The organism is Mycobacterium sp. IDUB_17 (assembly GCF_055419465.1).
The window spans coordinates 1,366,329-1,380,852 of sequence record NZ_JBVAXS010000001.1 but is presented as its reverse complement, the minus strand read 5'-3'; the positions used below and the strand labels follow the sequence as shown (position 1 = coordinate 1,380,852).

Genomic DNA, 14,524 nt, shown 5'->3' with positions numbered 1-14,524 from the left:
CCAGCTTACCCATTGGTAACGTCGGCCTTTCAGCCGTCCAGCCTGGTGAGCAACAGCTCACACCGGTTTGCCAGAGTGACCCGCAACGGAGCCGCCCGCTCGGCGATGCGCTGTTGGGCCCTGACGTATTCGGCACGCCCGGCCGGTGTTTCGATGGCGATCGGCTCGAAACCATACTGCTTCAAGTCGTATGGGCTGGCACACATATCGAGCGCCCGCGCGTCGGCCGCGAGATCGAGCGCGTCCATCACCAATTCCGACGGCACCAGCGGACCCAGTTTGTAGGCCCACTTGTAGGTGTCCATGGCGGCGTGGATGCAGCCGGGCTGTTCGGTGTCGATCTGCTGGTCCCGGCTCAGTTGCCGGTCGTTGCGGGGAACGGCAGCGTCGGTGAAGAACCGGAATGCATCGAAGTGGCTGCACCGCAACGGCATTGATTCGACGACGGCATCGGTTCCGGCGGTGCCGAGGCGCAGTGGAACCTGGTCGTGGCGTAGCTGGGGAGTCCGGTAGACCATTGCCCATTCATGTAGGCCGAAGCAGTTCATCCGGGGTGCCCGGGTGGCGGTCGCGCGCATCAGACGTGCCACGAATCGGACCGTCTCGATGCGCGAGCGCAGGTATTCGTCCCGGACCGTGACGCCGTGCGGGTGTCGGCCGTACCCGGTGCGTTGCAGATAGGAGCCGGCGTTCTCGCCGGCGAGTACCACCCCGAACCCCGGATGCCATCGCCGTAGCTGCCGGGGACGGAGGCTGTAATAAGTGAACAGGAAATCCCATACCGGATGCGGTTCACCGGCGTGTTGGCGGCGCAGGTGTGGTGTGAGGAAGTCGTCGGTGCGGCGCCGGTGTGATTCTGCTCGGGCCGCCCAGTCCGGGGCCGCCAATACCTCTTCGGCTTCGGCGACACCCGGAAGGGTCAGCCCGGGCATGGTGCATCCCGTCGCTCTTCCATGTCTCCTCCACTGGGTGGCCCGCCGCCGCCGTGCGGCTTGAGCCTACCTGTGGCGTTGCGGGCTCAGCCGTGCGCGCCGGTGGTGACCACCAGCCGGCCCGTGGTCTGCCGGGCCTGCATCCGCTCCAGCTGTGCCGGCAGGTCCGACCAGGCCACCTGGGCGCCGATGACGGTCTGGATGGCCCCGGTACGCAGCATTTCGAGCAACTTGACGTGGGCATCGAGGCCCTCGGAGCGGGCGGGCCAGTTGAACCCGAGGGTGCGGCGGACCGCGAGCGGGTCGGTCACGTAGACCAGGCATACCCCGCACACGTCGAAGTTGCCGTAGGCGATGGGACGCGGCGAGAGGTAGTCGCCGTCCTCCAGCGCGATGTCCTCGGCGAATCCGGCCATCAGGTGACGCCCGTTGAAACCCATGCAGCGGAAGGTATCGGTGGTCACGCTCCCTCCGACCGCGTCGAATGCGACGTCCACGCCGCGGCCATAGGTGAGGTCCATGACCTGCTCCACCCAGTCGCCGTTGCGGTAGTTGATGGCGTGGTCGGCACCGAGCCGGCGACAGAAGTCGAGCTTCTCGTCACTGCCCGCGGTGGCGATCACGCGGGCGCCGAGAGCCTTGCCGAGCACCAGCGCGCCCGATCCGGTTCCACCGGCCGCCGCGTGCACCAGCAGCGTCTCGCCGGGCTTGAGCCGGCCCCTCTCGTGCAGCGCGAACCAACCCAGATGGAACGGGTAGTGCAGGGCGGCTCCGTCGGCGTCGCTGACCCAGTCGGGCAGCTCGAGGGCGGTCGCCGCATCGACGATCGCGTACGAGGCGTACCCGCCGAAGGCCATCGACGGGATGCCCACGATGCGCCGGCCCACCAGGTGCTCGGCGCCGAGCCCGGCGCTCTCGACGACGCCCACGGCCTCCATGCCGGGGATGAACGGCGGCTGCAGGGGCATGGTCGTGTACCGGCCCTGAATGACGTCGATGTCGTTGAAGTTCAGGCAGAAGGCCCGCACCGCGACCCGGATCTCACCCGGCCCGGGTGCGCGGACCTCCACGGTCTGGCGCTCGAGCACCTTCGCCGGATCGCCGAGGGCGGTGGCCACCCAGGCTTCAGCCGAAATCGGTTTGGCTGCAGTCTCGTTCACTGTTTCTCCATTTCATGGTTGATGTTGAGGGAAGTCGCTCGGGCTCCTATGAACATTTGTTGTTACACGTTGTAACAACAAATGTGGCACCATGGCAATAGGTGGTGGCGCCGCTGGAGCTGGACGGTGTGCCAGACTCGGCTGACCTGCCCGGCGATGTGAGGAGACAGCGTGGCGACGCGTTCGGCCGGCACTCGCCATCGGCGGCAGGGGTCACGTCCAGATCCGTCGATCGACCAGGCCGTGCTGAGTACGACCCGCCGACTGTTGGTGCAGCGTGGCTACGCGGCGACGTCCATCGACCTGATCGCCAGCACGGCCGGGGTCAGCCGGCCGACCATCTATCGCAGGTGGAAATCCAAGGCGCTCCTGGTCCACGAAGCGGTGTTCCCGGATCTGGACCCCGCTGCCCCGAGCGACGACGTCGCCACCGAGGTCACCCGGCTGTGTCGCGGTGCATTTCTGATGTTCTGCGATCCCGCTGTGCGGGAATCGATTCCGGGTCTGTTGACCGATCTGCGGGCGGACTCCGACATCCGCAGGCTCATGACGGAGCGGCTCGACGCCGCCGCGCGCACGCAGCTCGCGTCACTCGTGACCGCCGCCGCCTCTGAGGGGCTGGTCCGTCGGCAGGTCAATGTCGACACCATCATGGATGCGATCGGCGGGGCAGCCCTGTACGCCGTCTGCGTGCGCGGGATCGACGACGCGGAACAGGCCATCGAAAGTGCGGCCGTCGAACTGGCCGACCTGATTCTGCGTGGCCTGCTCGATCGACCCGGGGGATAGTCCCGCGCTCAGATGCGGTGCGTACCGTCGCGCACCGTTCCGACCAGGTCCTCTACCAGGTCCTCCAGTGCGACCATCGCGGTGACGGTGTCGTCCGCTCCGGTCACGAGCGCGAGGTGACTGTTGCTCCGCCGCATCCGCGACAGTGCGTCGGGCAGCGGCGTCGAGGCCGGGACCCGCGGCAGCGGACGCACCATGGACACATCCAGCACCGCATCGGGGTCGTTGATGTGTGGCAGCACATCCTTGATGTGCAGATATCCGATGAACTCGCCGAACGAATCCGCCACCGGGAAGCGTGAGTACCCGGTCTCGGTGAGGGCCCGCTCCACATCGTCGACGGTCGGTCCTGAACCCGGCGCGGCCACCCGGATGGCGTGAATCTCGTTCAACGGCATCGCGACATCGCTGACCGAGCGGCTGCGGGTCTGCAGGGCCCGGGTCAGCCGACCGTGCTCTTCGGTGTCGAGCAGGCCCTCGGATACCGACTCCGCGATCATCTCGGCCAGTTCGACGGTCGACACGGCCGATTCCAGCTCGTCCTTCGGTTCGACGCGGAACGCCCGCAGGGTGGCGTTGGCACACCAGTTGTAGAACGCGATGAACGGCCGGGCCGCGCGGATGTAGACCAGATATGGCGGGATCAGCAGCATCGCGGCGGTTTCGGGTCCCGCGATGGCGATGTTCTTCGGCACCATCTCACCGAGCAGCACGTGCAGGATCACCACGATGGCCAGCGCGACGAAGAACGAGACCGTGTGCAGCACGGTGTCGGACACGCCGACCAACGCGAACGGCTTCTCCAGCAGATGCGCCACGGCCGGTTCGCCGACCCGGCCCAGCAGGATCGAGCAGATCGTGATGCCCAGCTGAGAGCCGGCCAGCATCAGTGAAAGGCGCTCGCCGGCCCGAATGACGGTGACGGCGCTGCGTTTGCCCTGTTCTGCCAGGGCCTGCAGCCGATCCCGGCGGGCCGAGATCAGCGCGAACTCCGCGGCCACGAAGAAGGCGTTGGCGGCCAGCAGCAGCACGGTCAACAGCACACCGAGGATGTCACCCATGACTGTTCTCCCGGTGGCCGAGGCTGGTCAGCTCGAGCAGGTCGATGCGGCGGCCGTCCATCCGCACCACCGTGGCCAGCCAGTGCGTCGGTTTGTCGGGGTCTCCGTCGGGATCGAAGGCGGCGAGCTCCACGGATTCGCCGGGCTCCGGTATGTGGCCGAGTTCCTGCAGGACCAGGCCTCCTATGGTCTCGTATTCGCCTTCGAGAGCCCGGAATCCGGTGCTGGTCGCCACCTCGTCGATGCGCAGCAGCCCGGATACCTGCCAGCCGTCCCCGGCCGGCACCACGTCGGGGGTGGCGTCATCGTGTTCGTCGCGCACGTCGCCGACGATCTCCTCGATCAGGTCCTCGACCGTCACCATGCCCGCGGTGCCGCCGTATTCGTCCACGACGAGCGCGGTCTGCAATCCGTTGGCACGGATCTGGGTCATCACGGCGTCGCCGTCGAGGGTGGACGGCACGGTGGCCACCGGCAGTGCCAGGGCGGCCAGCCGGGTCTTGTCCCGGTCCTCGCGCGGAATCGTGAACACCTGCTTGATGTGGACGACGCCGATGGTCTCGTCGAGGTCGCCCTCGACGATCGGGAATCGGGAGTAGCCGGTGCGGATCGCCGCCGACATCAGGTCGGCGACGGTGTCGCCTGCGTCGAGGACCTCGATCTTGGAGCGCGGGGTCATCAGTTCCTCGGCGGAGCGCTCGCCGAACTGCAGCGAGCGGTGCACCAACAACGCGGTGGACGGGTCGAGCGACCCGCTGCGGGCCGAGTTGCGCACGAGTGACGCCAGTTCCTGCGCCGAGCGCGCCGACCGCAGCTCCTCGGCCGGTTCGATGCCCAGCCGGCGCAGGATCCAGTTGGCGGTGCCGTTGGTCAGCCGGATGACCGGGGTGAACAGCATCGAGAACAGCAGCTGGAACGGTGCCGACGCGCGGGCCGTCGGGACCGGGCGGGCCACCGCCAGGTTCTTCGGCACGAGCTCGCCGAACACCATCGACAGTGACGTCGCGATGAGGATGGCAAGGAACAGGGACAGGCCGCCGGTGAATCTGGCAGGAATGCCGATGGCATCCAGGCCGGGGCGGATCAGTTCCCCGACGACGGGTTCGGCGAGATAACCGGTGGCCAGGGTGGTGATCGAGATGCCGACCTGGGCCCCGGAGAGCTGGAAGGACAGCGTGCGGTGGGCGCGGCGGACCAGCTGGTCGCGGCGGTCCCCGGTGCGGGCATTGGCCTCGACCGTGCTGCGCTCGAGTGCGGTCAGAGAGAACTCGGCGGCCACGAACACCGCGGTGCCGAAGGTGAGCAGGACGATCGCCAGGATCGACAGCAACGAGAGAAACACGTCCGCTGAGCTGCCCATCAGATTCTCACCAGGGGTACGCCGGGCCCGGGGCCCGGCCGACTAGAAGAGGGGTCGTCAGCTTCGGCGCTCAGAAGTGACTGCTGTTCCACCCGGAAGGCCGGTTCAGAACCGGAGGCCTCGGTGGGTGCCTGCGGCACGTGAACCCTTTCGTTCGATCTGACCGAGCGGGCGAAATGGGCAATCTGCCATCGTCCACTCGGTATCCAGGAAACCCAATAGTATCGCGACTCGGCGGATTACCAGCCCGTCGGTAGCGGATGCCCCTCGGCGAAACCAGCGGCCGACTGCACGCCCAGCACCACGTTCTCGTGCAGCTCGGCGAGGTTGGTGGCGCCGACGTAGGTGCAGGTGCTGCGCACCCCCGAGGTGATGTGGTCGAGCAGGTCCTCGACACCGCCGCGGCCCGGGTCGAGGCTCATCCGTGAGGACGAGATGCCCTCCTCGAACAGGGCCTTGCGGGCCCGGTCGAACTGGCCGTCTCCGGCGGTCCGGGCGGCCACCGCACGCTTGGAGGCCATGCCGTAGCTCTCCTTGTACGGGCGTTCCTCCCGGTCGTGCATCAGGTCGCCGGGGGACTCGTAGGTTCCGGCGAACCAGGAGCCGATCATCACGTTCGACGCCCCTGCGGCCAGCGCCAGCGCCACGTCCCGCGGGTGCCGCACTCCGCCGTCGGCCCACACGTGAGCGCCGAGTTCCTTTGCCGCAGCGGCACATTCGACGACTGCGGAAAACTGCGGCCGGCCGACGCCGGTCATCATCCGGGTGGTGCACATCGCGCCGGGCCCCACGCCGACCTTGACGATCGTGGCGCCGGCCTGGATGAGATCGCGGGTGCCCTCGGCGGAGACCACATTGCCCGCCGCCAGCGGCAGGCCGAGATCCAGGGCCGCCACCGACTTGATCGCGTCGAGCATCTTGAGCTGATGACCGTGGGCGGTGTCGATGACGAGCAGGTCGACCCCGGCCTCGGCCAGCGCGCGGGCCTTCGCGCCGACATCGCCGTTGATGCCGACGGCTGCGGCGATGCGCAGCCGCCCGGCGGAGTCGACGGCCGGGGTGTAGATGCCGGCCCGCACCGCAGCGGTGCGGGTCAGCACGCCGGCCAGGGAGCCGTCCGGCTCGGTGAGCACCGCGAGATCGATCGGCGCGTGCTCGAGAAGATCGAATACCTTCCGGGGATCGGTGCCCACCGGCGAAGTGACGAAGTCCGTCACCGCGACCTCACGGATCCGGGCGAACCGGTCCACCCCGGCGCAATTGGCCTCGGTGACCAGTCCGATCGGGCGTCCTTCGGACACCACCACCGCCGCGCCGTGCGCACGCTTGTGCAGCAACGCCGCGGCGTCGGACACCGAGTCGTCCGGGCCCAGCGTCACAGGCGTGTCCACCACGAGATCGCGGCTCTTGACGAACTGCACGGTGTCAGCGACCACGCCGCTCGGCAGGTCCTGCGGCAGCACCACGATGCCGCCGCGCCGGGCGATCGTCTCGGCCATGCGTCGACCCGCCACCGCCGTCATGTTCGCCACCACCACCGGGATGGTGGTGCCGGACCCGTCGGAGGTGGACAGATCGACGTCGAAGCGCGATGCCACATCCGACCGTCCGGGCACGACGAAGACGTCGTTGTAGGTCAGGTCGTACGGCGGGATGTGTCCGTTCAAAAACCTCACAACAACGAATCTACTCAGGCAGGCACTTCGCTGTGGTCGCCGCTCCAGAGCGTGTGGAACTTCTGACCGGGCTCGGCGTCGGTGCGTCCGTAGGTGTGCGCGCCGAAGTAGTCGCGCAGGCCCTGGGTCAGTGCCGCGGGCAGCCGCTCGGTGCGCAGCGCGTCGTAGTAGGACAGTGCCGACGAGAAACCGGGGACCGGGATACCGAGCTGGGTGGCGGTCACCACTACGCGGCGCCAGCTGTCGATCGCCGACTCCACCGCGCTGCGGAAGTACGGGGCGGCGAGCAATGTGGCCAGCTCCGGCTCCGCGTCGAAGGCTTCCTTGATCCGGTTGAGGAACTTGGCCCGGATGATGCAGCCGCCGCGCCAGATGGTGGCCAGATCGCCGGGATTGACGTTCCAGTTGTACTCGGCACTGCCGGCCTGGATCTGGTTGAAGCCCTGTGCGTAGGCGACGATCTTGGACGCATACAGCGCCTGGCGCACATCCTCGGTGAACTGCTTTGCATCACCGGGCATTGCACCGAGCTCGCCGGAGGCCAGACCGGTGGCGGCCTTGCGCTGGGTGACCGAACCGGACAGTGCCCGCGCGAACACGGCTTCGGCGATACCGGTGACGGGAACCCCGAGGTCGAGTGCGGACTTCACGGTCCAGCGCCCGGTGCCCTTCTGCTCGGCCTCGTCCACGATCACGTCGACCAGCGGCTTGCCGGTCTTGGCGTCGACCTGACGGAGCACCTCGGCGGTGATCTCGACCAGGTAGCTGTCCAGTTCGCCCTTGTTCCATTCGGCGAACACGTCGGCGATTTCGGGCGCGGACTTGCCCAGCCCGTCGCGCAGCAACTGGTAGGCCTCGCCGATGAGCTGCATGTCGGAGTACTCGATGCCGTTGTGCACCATCTTCACGAAGTGCCCCGCCCCGTCCGGGCCGATGTGGGTGCAGCACGGCACACCGTCCACGTGGGCGGAGATCTCCTCCAGCAGCGGGCCGAGGGACTTGTAGGACTCGGCGGGGCCGCCGGGCATGATCGACGGGCCGTTGAGTGCGCCCTCCTCACCGCCGGAGATGCCCGCGCCGACGAAGTGCAGGCCGCGCTCGCGGATCGCCTTCTCGCGGCGGATGGTGTCGGTGTAGAGGGCGTTGCCGCCGTCGATGATGATGTCGCCGGGCTCCATGGCGTCGGCCAACTCGTTGATCACGGCATCGGTCGGGTCGCCGGCCTTGACCATGATGATCACCCGGCGTGGTTTCTCCAGGGCGTCAAGGAATTCCGCGATTGTCTCGCTGCGCACGAACTTGCCCTCGGAACCGTGTTCGGCCAGGAGTGCATCGGTTTTGGCGATCGACCGGTTGTGCAGCGCAACGGTATAGCCGTGGTGGGCGAAGTTGCGAGCGAGGTTGGAGCCCATCACGGCCAGGCCGGTGACTCCGATCTGCGCCGTACCGGAAGTGCTGGTCTTGCTCATGCAGCAGCCTTTCGTTGTTTTGTTGTAGCAGAACGCCTGTCGTGCAGCGCTTTATCCGAGTCCGGAGAACAGGCGGTGAAGCTCGGTGAGCCAGGGGACGGCGACGGCGACGGTGGGTACCACCAGAACCGCGGCCGCGGTCAGATAGGCGGTGACCGCCATGGCCACGCTGTTGGGCCTGCCGCCGAGGCGGCGCACCCGGATCACGGTGGTCGGTCCGCCGGCGGCCAGCGCGCCGGAGGGGGTGCGGCCGCCCGCGCAGGCGACCAACGCCCGGGCCAGGGGAGTGGGGCCCGCGGTCCGTACCGCGGCGTCGTCGGCCAGCAGCTCGATCAGCAGCCGGACCGCGTCCAGGGCGTTGGCGCTGCGGACGAACCGAGGGAAGGCGGCGTGGACGGCGGTGAACATCTCCAGGACCAGATCATGGCGTGCGCGCAGGTGGGCCCGCTCATGGGTGAGGATCGCGGCGACCTCGTTGTCGGACAACGTGGTCAGTGTTCCCTCACTGACCACGACGCGACTGCGGACCCCGGGCAGGCAGTAGGCGAGAGGCTGTGCGACGTCGAGGATGCGCAACCCGTCGCCGGCGAGCGGGCGGTGGGCCGTACAGAGGTGGGCCGGCACCGCGTCGCGCGACTTGCTGAGCAGGTCGACCATCATGCGGTGATGGGCGCGGCGGCGCCGGGTGGCCACCGCCACCTGGATCACCGCTACGCAGAGCCGCCCGCCGATGAACAGGGTCAGGGTGAACACCACGACGTAGAGCAGCCACAACGGCAAACCGAGAGCGTCGATCTCACTGGTGATGGTTGCGGTCGGCCGGCCGTCAGGACCGGGAACGAACAGGCGGCTGGCGATCGCGATACCGGCCGAGAAGGCCGAGAGCACCGCGGCCAGTGCGATCGATTGCCACAGGACGATCGCCGCACGAGGGGCGCGCAGCGGCCACGCCGCACGGGCCAGCACTGCCGGCACTGGTCCCACCAGGGCCAGCGCGACGAGAGTGAAGGCCAGCGCGGACACGCCGTAAGTCTCTCTCAGGCAGTGCCCGAATTGCCAGCCGGTGGGGGCAGCTGGTGCTTGCTCTCCAGTTCGGCGAGCGCTCGGCGCAGTGCCCGGGCTTCGTCGACACCGACTCTCTCGACGAAATGGACCAGGGCGGCCTGGCGGCTGCCGGAGTCCGCGGCCTGGTCGAGGGCATCGACCATCAGGCCGGCGACCAGCTCGTCGCGGCCGTTGGTGGGCGCATAGCGGTGCGCACGGTCATCGCGGTGCTGTACGACCAGGTTCTTCTTCGCCAGTCGTTGCAGCACGGTCATGATCGTGGTGTAGGCCAAGTCGCGGCGGGCGGCCAGCGCCTCATGGACTTGGCGCACTGTTTGGGGTTCGGGCGCGGACCACAAGTGGTCCATCACCTCGCGCTCAAGCTCCCCGAGACGCGTCATTTTGGCCATGTTCCGTTCACTCTCCTGAGCAGTAAAGCCAGCGTACTACGGGTTTACTACCGCGCGTCGTATGCGTTTGGCGACGGCGCTCCAACTGCCTTCCATCGCGGTTTAGGGCAAGGTCAGCGCCATATATGGGTTCCGTTGTGAATCGAGTCACAGGAGGTAGCTCTCATCCTTCACGTGACTATAGTAAGGCTAACCTAAGTCAAACTGGAGCCTTCGGAGGTGACATGACGGTCTTGATCGAAGATCCGCTGATCGCGGGTATGGCCATCGAGCGGACGCTGCCGTTGCACGAGTCGAGTCGGCGTTTACGTGAGCTGTATCCGGAGTGTCCGCGGGTCTACGGTGTGGCCGTCGTGGGGGACCTGTCGCGCCGGCGGTGGTGGCCGCTGGCCGAGGCGTTGTCCGCCGATCGGTTGCAAGGCATGTTCGACGCCGCGATGGCCGAGACGGGTAATCGCGCCGCCGTCGCCCAGCAGTTGGCTGCCACGTTCACCCATGTGGTGATCGGCCGGGTGGTGCCGCTGCTGGTGCTGGAAGGGCGGGCCTGGGACACAGGCCTGGAGAACCTCTGGGTCCACGTCGATTCCGAGGGGGCGATCGACTGGGTCGGTGTCATCGATCCGACCCTGCGTGGGCTGCCTGAAGACCCCTATTTCGCGGGCCGGGCCGCCCGGTTTGTCAACGCATCCCATGACGGGATCGTCGCGCTGCCCAGCGAGGCCGCACTGACCACCTGGGTGGCGCATCGCAGTCATCGCGCGCTTGAGCCGCTGTTCGGCCGGTTGGTGCAGATCAGTGACGGCGCTGTGTCGGTCGCGACCATGTGGCACATGGTGGGCGCGGCAGTGGTCGGTGCGGCCACCCAGGTCCCGCTGCTGGCCGGGTCCAGTGAGGTGCTGAGCATGCGGCGTGGCCAGGCGGTGCTCGATGCCCTGGTGGGGTTCGGTCTGCCGGTCCGCGGCTCGGGCCGGGCGAGGAAGGTCTTGCTTAATTAGGATAGCCTTGCCTAGTATGTAGGGACGAGACTAACGGACCGTGCCGGAGTCCTGAGGGCTGCAGAGACCCCCGGTCCGCTCGAGGGCGGGTCCCGCGTTTGATGCGCGGGACCCGCCCGCATCTTTGTGGCAATACGGCGTGTAGACACGAGGACTGTGACCACTGATTTCCCCGAAGGTCTGGGCAAAGGTTTCGACACCGAACTAGGCCTCACCTATCTCGAGCTCACCCCCGACGGCGGCCGCGCACAGCTGACGATCCATGACAAGCTGCTGCAGCCCTGGGGCATCGTGCACGGTGGCGTGTACTGCTCGATCGTCGAAAGCCTGGCCAGTGTGTCGGCCCATGTGTGGCTGTCGGAAAACGGCGGCGGCACCGTGGTCGGGGTCAACAACAACACCGATTTCCTGCGCGCGATCGGATCCGGCACTGTCACAGCGGTTTCGGAGCCGATCCACCGGGGCCGCCGCCAGCAGCTGTGGCTGATCACCATCACCGATGAGAACGGCAAGCTCGTGGCCCGCGGTCAGGTTCGGCTGCAGAACATTCCCGAGTAGCGAATTCGCCCGCCGGTCGGGCCGGGACAGCGAGCGCTGCCGAACCCCGCTCGCCGTGGCAGGATCGCGCACTATGCGTTTGACCCCGCATGAGCAGGATCGTCTGCTCATCTCGTATGCCGCGGAACTGGCGCGGCGCAGACAGGCTCGCGGCTTGCTGCTCAACCATCCCGAGGCCGTCGCGGTGATCACCGATCACCTGTTGGAAGGTGCCCGTGACGGTCGGACGGTTGCCGAGTTGATGGTTAGCGGACGCGATGTGCTGACCCGCGAGCAGGTCATGGAGGGAGTGCCCGAGATGCTGGATGACGTGCAGGTCGAGGCCACTTTCCCCGATGGCACCAAGCTCGTCACCGTCCACCACCCGATTGCCTGAGATCGCCATGGTTCCCGGCGAGATCGTGTTCGGTGACGGTGGCATCGCGCTCAATGCCGGTGCGCCGCGGTTGATGCTCGACGTCGTCAACACCGGTGACCGTCCGGTGCAGGTCGGCAGCCATGTGCACCTGCCGCAGGCCAACGCCGCCCTGGACTTCGACCGGTCCGCTGCCCGCGGTCACCGCCTCGATATCCCGGCCGGTACCGCGGTTCGATTCGAACCCGGTGTCGCCCAGCGCGTTTCACTGGTTCCACTCGGCGGCGCCCGCGAGGTTCACGGGATCAGTCTCGACCCGCCCGGCCGATTGGGAACCGAATGACCGAATTGACCCGGGCCCGCTACGCGGCACTGTTCGGCCCCACCACCGGTGACCGGATCCGGTTGGCCGACACCGACCTGTTCATCGAGATCACCGAGGACCGCAGTGGCGGCCCGGGCCTGGCCGGTGACGAGGCGGTGTTCGGCGGCGGCAAGGTCTTGCGTGAGTCGATGGGGCAGTCGCGGGCGACTCGCGCCGACGGCGCGCCCGATACCGTCATCACCGGCGCGGTGATCATCGACCACTGGGGAATCATCAAGGCCGACATCGGGATCCGCGACGGCCGCATCGCCGCCATCGGTAAGGCCGGCAACCCCGACATCATGACCGGTGTGCACCCGGATCTGGTCGTCGGTCCGTCGACCGAGATCATCGCGGGCAACGGTCGCATCCTGACCGCCGGCGCGATCGACTGCCACGTGCACCTGATCTGTCCGCAGATCATGGAAGAGGCCCTCGGCGGCGGCATCACCACGATCGTGGCCGGCGGTACCGGCCCGGCCGAGGGCAGCAAGGCGACTACGGTCACCCCGGGCGCCTGGCACCTGGCCAGGATGCTCGAATCGCTGGATTCCTGGCCGCTCAATGTCGCGCTGCTCGGCAAGGGCAACACTGTCAGTTCCGAGGCGATGTGGGAGCAGTTGCGTGGTGGCGCAGCGGGATTCAAGCTGCACGAGGACTGGGGCACCACGCCGGCGGCCATCGATGCCTGCCTCACGGTCGCCGAAGCCGCCGGGGTGCAGGTCAACATTCACACCGACACCCTCAACGAGGCCGGTTTCGTCGAGGACACGCTGGCCGCGATCAAGGGCCGCGGCATCCACGCGTATCACACCGAGGGCGCCGGTGGCGGGCACGCACCCGACATCATCACCGTCGCCTCGCATCCGAATGTGCTGCCCAGCTCCACCAATCCGACCCGGCCGCACACGGTCAACACCCTCGACGAGCACCTCGACATGCTCATGGTGTGCCATCACCTGAATCCGAGCGTGCCCGAGGACCTGGCATTCGCCGAAAGCCGGATCCGGCCGTCGACGATCGCTGCCGAGGATCTACTACACGACATCGGGGCCATCTCGATGATCGGCAGCGACTCGCAGGCGATGGGGCGAGTCGGCGAGGTGGTACTGCGGACCTGGCAGACCGCGCACGTGATGAAGCGCAAACGCGGAGCTCTCGAAGGGGACGGTCAGGCCGACAACAACCGCGTCCGCCGGTATGTCGCGAAATACACCATCTGCCCGGCCATCGCGCACGGCCTCGACGATGAGGTCGGGTCGGTCGAGGTCGGCAAGCTGGCCGACCTGGTGCTGTGGGAACCCGCGTTCTTCGGAGTGCGCCCGCACGCGGTGATCAAGGGCGGCATGATCGCCTGGGCGGCGATGGGTGACGCCAACGCGTCCATCCCCACCCCGCAGCCGGTGCTGCCGCGGCCGATGTTCGGTGCGGCCCCGGCCGCCGCGGCCGCCACCTCCGTGCACTTCGTCGCACCGCAGGCCATCGGGGACGGCTTGGCGGACCGCCTCGACATTCGTCGAAAGCTGGCTGCGGTCAAGAACGTTCGGCAAGTAGGCAAGGCGCAGATGCCGCTCAACGATGCGTTGCCGCACATCGAGGTCGAGCCGGATACCTTCACCGTTCGGATCGACGGGCAGGTCTGGCAGGAACAGCCCGCCGTCGAACTGCCCATGGCCCAGCGATATTTCCTGTTCTAGATGAGCAGCCTGGCAACGCTTCTGACCCTGGCCGACTCGCGGTTGCCGACCGGCGGTCACGTGCACTCCGGTGGCGTCGAGGAGGCGATCACCAGCGGTCTGCTCACCGACGTCGCCACCGTGCGCGCATACCTGGTCCGGCGGGTTCGCACCAGCGGGCTGGTCGCCGCCTCGATCGCGGTGGCGGTGCAGACCGGGACCCTGGGCCCCGAGGTTGCCGACGTCGAAACCGACGCCCGCACACCAGCTCCGGCGGCGCGCGAGGCCTCGCGCGCCCAGGGCCGCGGATTGGTCCGGCTGGCCCGGCGGGTCTGGCCTCAGGAGTCGTGGGACGCGCTCGGACCCCGGCCGCATCTGCCGGTGGCGGCCGGCGCCGTCGGGGCAGCCGCCGCGCTGGATCCGGGCCAGACGGCACTGTCGGTGGTGTACACCACCATGACCGGCTCGGCCACCGCCGCGCAGCGTCTGCTCGCGTTGGATCCGGCCGATGTCGCGGCGCTGACCTTCGAGCTGTCGGGGTTGTGTGACGCGGTGGCGGCCGAGGCGGTCACCGGACTGGCCGACCTGTCCGATCCCTTGCTCGACGTCCTGGCGCAGCGGCACACCGAACGTGACCGGCCGCTGTTCGTCTCGTAAACCCGTAGTTCGATCTCG

15 protein-coding genes are annotated in these 14,524 nt (G+C 67.8%); 7 read left to right on the top strand and 8 right to left on the bottom strand.

Features of this window, described 5'->3' with window-relative positions:
* Nucleotides 1-29: 29 nt before the first annotated feature.
* Complete coding sequence (locus ACZYZ7_RS06625) at nucleotides 30-932, bottom strand: 3-methyladenine DNA glycosylase (protein ID WP_450071678.1); 903 nt, start codon at nucleotides 930-932, stop codon at nucleotides 30-32.
* An 86-nt stretch (nucleotides 933-1,018) separates the two neighbouring features.
* Complete coding sequence (locus ACZYZ7_RS06620; protein WP_450071677.1) at nucleotides 1,019-2,092, bottom strand: zinc-binding dehydrogenase; 1,074 nt, start codon at nucleotides 2,090-2,092, stop codon at nucleotides 1,019-1,021.
* Nucleotides 2,093-2,263: 171 nt separating this feature from the next.
* On the opposite strand from ACZYZ7_RS06620, the gene ACZYZ7_RS06615 reads away from it, so the two are divergent.
* The gene (locus tag ACZYZ7_RS06615; protein WP_135455115.1) at nucleotides 2,264-2,881 is read left to right on the top strand and encodes a TetR/AcrR family transcriptional regulator; all 618 of its coding nucleotides are present in this window, start codon (nucleotides 2,264-2,266) and stop codon (nucleotides 2,879-2,881) included.
* A gap of 8 nt (nucleotides 2,882-2,889) precedes the next feature.
* Here ACZYZ7_RS06615 and ACZYZ7_RS06610 read toward each other — a convergent pair whose 3' ends face one another.
* The 6 genes from ACZYZ7_RS06610 to ACZYZ7_RS06585 all read right to left on the bottom strand — a co-directional run bounded on the left by ACZYZ7_RS06610 (nucleotide 2,890) and on the right by ACZYZ7_RS06585 (nucleotide 9,901).
* A complete protein-coding gene (locus ACZYZ7_RS06610) occupies nucleotides 2,890-3,942 on the bottom strand; it encodes a hemolysin family protein (RefSeq protein ID WP_463740508.1) in 1,053 nt (350 codons plus the stop codon).
* Entirely contained in the window at nucleotides 3,935-5,302 is a 1,368-nt protein-coding gene (locus tag ACZYZ7_RS06605; protein ID WP_135455111.1) for a hemolysin family protein, read from the bottom strand. The genes ACZYZ7_RS06610 and ACZYZ7_RS06605 overlap by 8 nt, the downstream gene beginning before the upstream one ends.
* 239 nt (nucleotides 5,303-5,541) lie before the next feature.
* Nucleotides 5,542-6,978: a GuaB1 family IMP dehydrogenase-related protein gene (locus ACZYZ7_RS06600; protein WP_135455109.1), complete on the bottom strand. Its 1,437-nt coding sequence runs from the start codon at nucleotides 6,976-6,978 to the stop codon at nucleotides 5,542-5,544.
* Between the two features lie 14 nt (nucleotides 6,979-6,992).
* Nucleotides 6,993-8,447: an NADP-dependent phosphogluconate dehydrogenase gene (gene gndA, locus ACZYZ7_RS06595; RefSeq protein WP_450071676.1), complete on the bottom strand. Its 1,455-nt coding sequence runs from the start codon at nucleotides 8,445-8,447 to the stop codon at nucleotides 6,993-6,995.
* 51 nt (nucleotides 8,448-8,498) lie between these two features.
* On the bottom strand, nucleotides 8,499-9,470 hold the full coding sequence (locus ACZYZ7_RS06590; RefSeq protein WP_463740507.1) for a M56 family metallopeptidase: 972 nt from the start codon (nucleotides 9,468-9,470) through the stop codon (nucleotides 8,499-8,501).
* A gap of 14 nt (nucleotides 9,471-9,484) precedes the next feature.
* Entirely contained in the window at nucleotides 9,485-9,901 is a 417-nt protein-coding gene (locus ACZYZ7_RS06585) for a BlaI/MecI/CopY family transcriptional regulator (protein WP_044518806.1), read from the bottom strand.
* Nucleotides 9,902-10,125: 224 nt separating this feature from the next.
* Here ACZYZ7_RS06585 and ACZYZ7_RS06580 point away from each other — a divergent pair, with 224 nt between their 5' ends.
* The 6 genes from ACZYZ7_RS06580 to ACZYZ7_RS06555 all read left to right on the top strand — a co-directional run bounded on the left by ACZYZ7_RS06580 (nucleotide 10,126) and on the right by ACZYZ7_RS06555 (nucleotide 14,506).
* Nucleotides 10,126-10,896, top strand: coding sequence for an iron reductase (locus ACZYZ7_RS06580; protein WP_463740506.1), 771 nt, complete (start codon nucleotides 10,126-10,128; stop codon nucleotides 10,894-10,896).
* A 156-nt stretch (nucleotides 10,897-11,052) separates the two neighbouring features.
* Complete coding sequence (locus ACZYZ7_RS06575; protein WP_135455101.1) at nucleotides 11,053-11,454, top strand: PaaI family thioesterase; 402 nt, start codon at nucleotides 11,053-11,055, stop codon at nucleotides 11,452-11,454.
* A 73-nt stretch (nucleotides 11,455-11,527) separates the two neighbouring features.
* Nucleotides 11,528-11,830 (top strand): urease subunit gamma, encoded by a 303-nt coding sequence (locus ACZYZ7_RS06570; RefSeq protein ID WP_135455099.1) that lies wholly within the window; start codon nucleotides 11,528-11,530, stop codon nucleotides 11,828-11,830.
* 7 nt (nucleotides 11,831-11,837) lie between these two features.
* Nucleotides 11,838-12,152: an urease subunit beta gene (locus tag ACZYZ7_RS06565; RefSeq protein ID WP_135460081.1), complete on the top strand. Its 315-nt coding sequence runs from the start codon at nucleotides 11,838-11,840 to the stop codon at nucleotides 12,150-12,152.
* Complete coding sequence (locus ACZYZ7_RS06560) at nucleotides 12,149-13,870, top strand: urease subunit alpha (protein WP_450071673.1); 1,722 nt, start codon at nucleotides 12,149-12,151, stop codon at nucleotides 13,868-13,870. Before ACZYZ7_RS06565 ends, ACZYZ7_RS06560 begins: the two co-directional genes overlap by 4 nt.
* Nucleotides 13,871-14,506, top strand: a complete 636-nt coding sequence (locus tag ACZYZ7_RS06555) for an urease accessory protein UreF (protein ID WP_450071672.1) — start codon at nucleotides 13,871-13,873, stop codon at nucleotides 14,504-14,506.
* Nucleotides 14,507-14,524: the final 18 nt, after the last annotated feature.

Bases quoted from the DNA above. Each gene is read 5' to 3' on its own strand.
- ACZYZ7_RS06625 (WP_450071678.1), bottom strand. From the start codon at position 932: ATGCCCGGGCTGACCCTTCCGGGTGTCGCCGAAGCCGAAGAGGTATTG.
- ACZYZ7_RS06610 (WP_463740508.1), bottom strand. From the start codon at position 3,942: ATGGGTGACATCCTCGGTGTGCTGTTGACCGTGCTGCTGCTGGCCGCC.
- ACZYZ7_RS06605 (WP_135455111.1), bottom strand. From the start codon at position 5,302: ATGGGCAGCTCAGCGGACGTGTTTCTCTCGTTGCTGTCGATCCTGGCG.
- gndA (WP_450071676.1), bottom strand. From the start codon at position 8,447: ATGAGCAAGACCAGCACTTCCGGTACGGCGCAGATCGGAGTCACCGGC.
- ACZYZ7_RS06585 (WP_044518806.1), bottom strand. From the start codon at position 9,901: ATGGCCAAAATGACGCGTCTCGGGGAGCTTGAGCGCGAGGTGATGGAC.
- ACZYZ7_RS06580 (WP_463740506.1), top strand. From the start codon at position 10,126: ATGACGGTCTTGATCGAAGATCCGCTGATCGCGGGTATGGCCATCGAG.
- ACZYZ7_RS06570 (WP_135455099.1), top strand. From the start codon at position 11,528: ATGCGTTTGACCCCGCATGAGCAGGATCGTCTGCTCATCTCGTATGCC.
- ACZYZ7_RS06565 (WP_135460081.1), top strand. From the start codon at position 11,838: ATGGTTCCCGGCGAGATCGTGTTCGGTGACGGTGGCATCGCGCTCAAT.
- ACZYZ7_RS06560 (WP_450071673.1), top strand. From the start codon at position 12,149: ATGACCGAATTGACCCGGGCCCGCTACGCGGCACTGTTCGGCCCCACC.
- ACZYZ7_RS06555 (WP_450071672.1), top strand. From the start codon at position 13,871: ATGAGCAGCCTGGCAACGCTTCTGACCCTGGCCGACTCGCGGTTGCCG.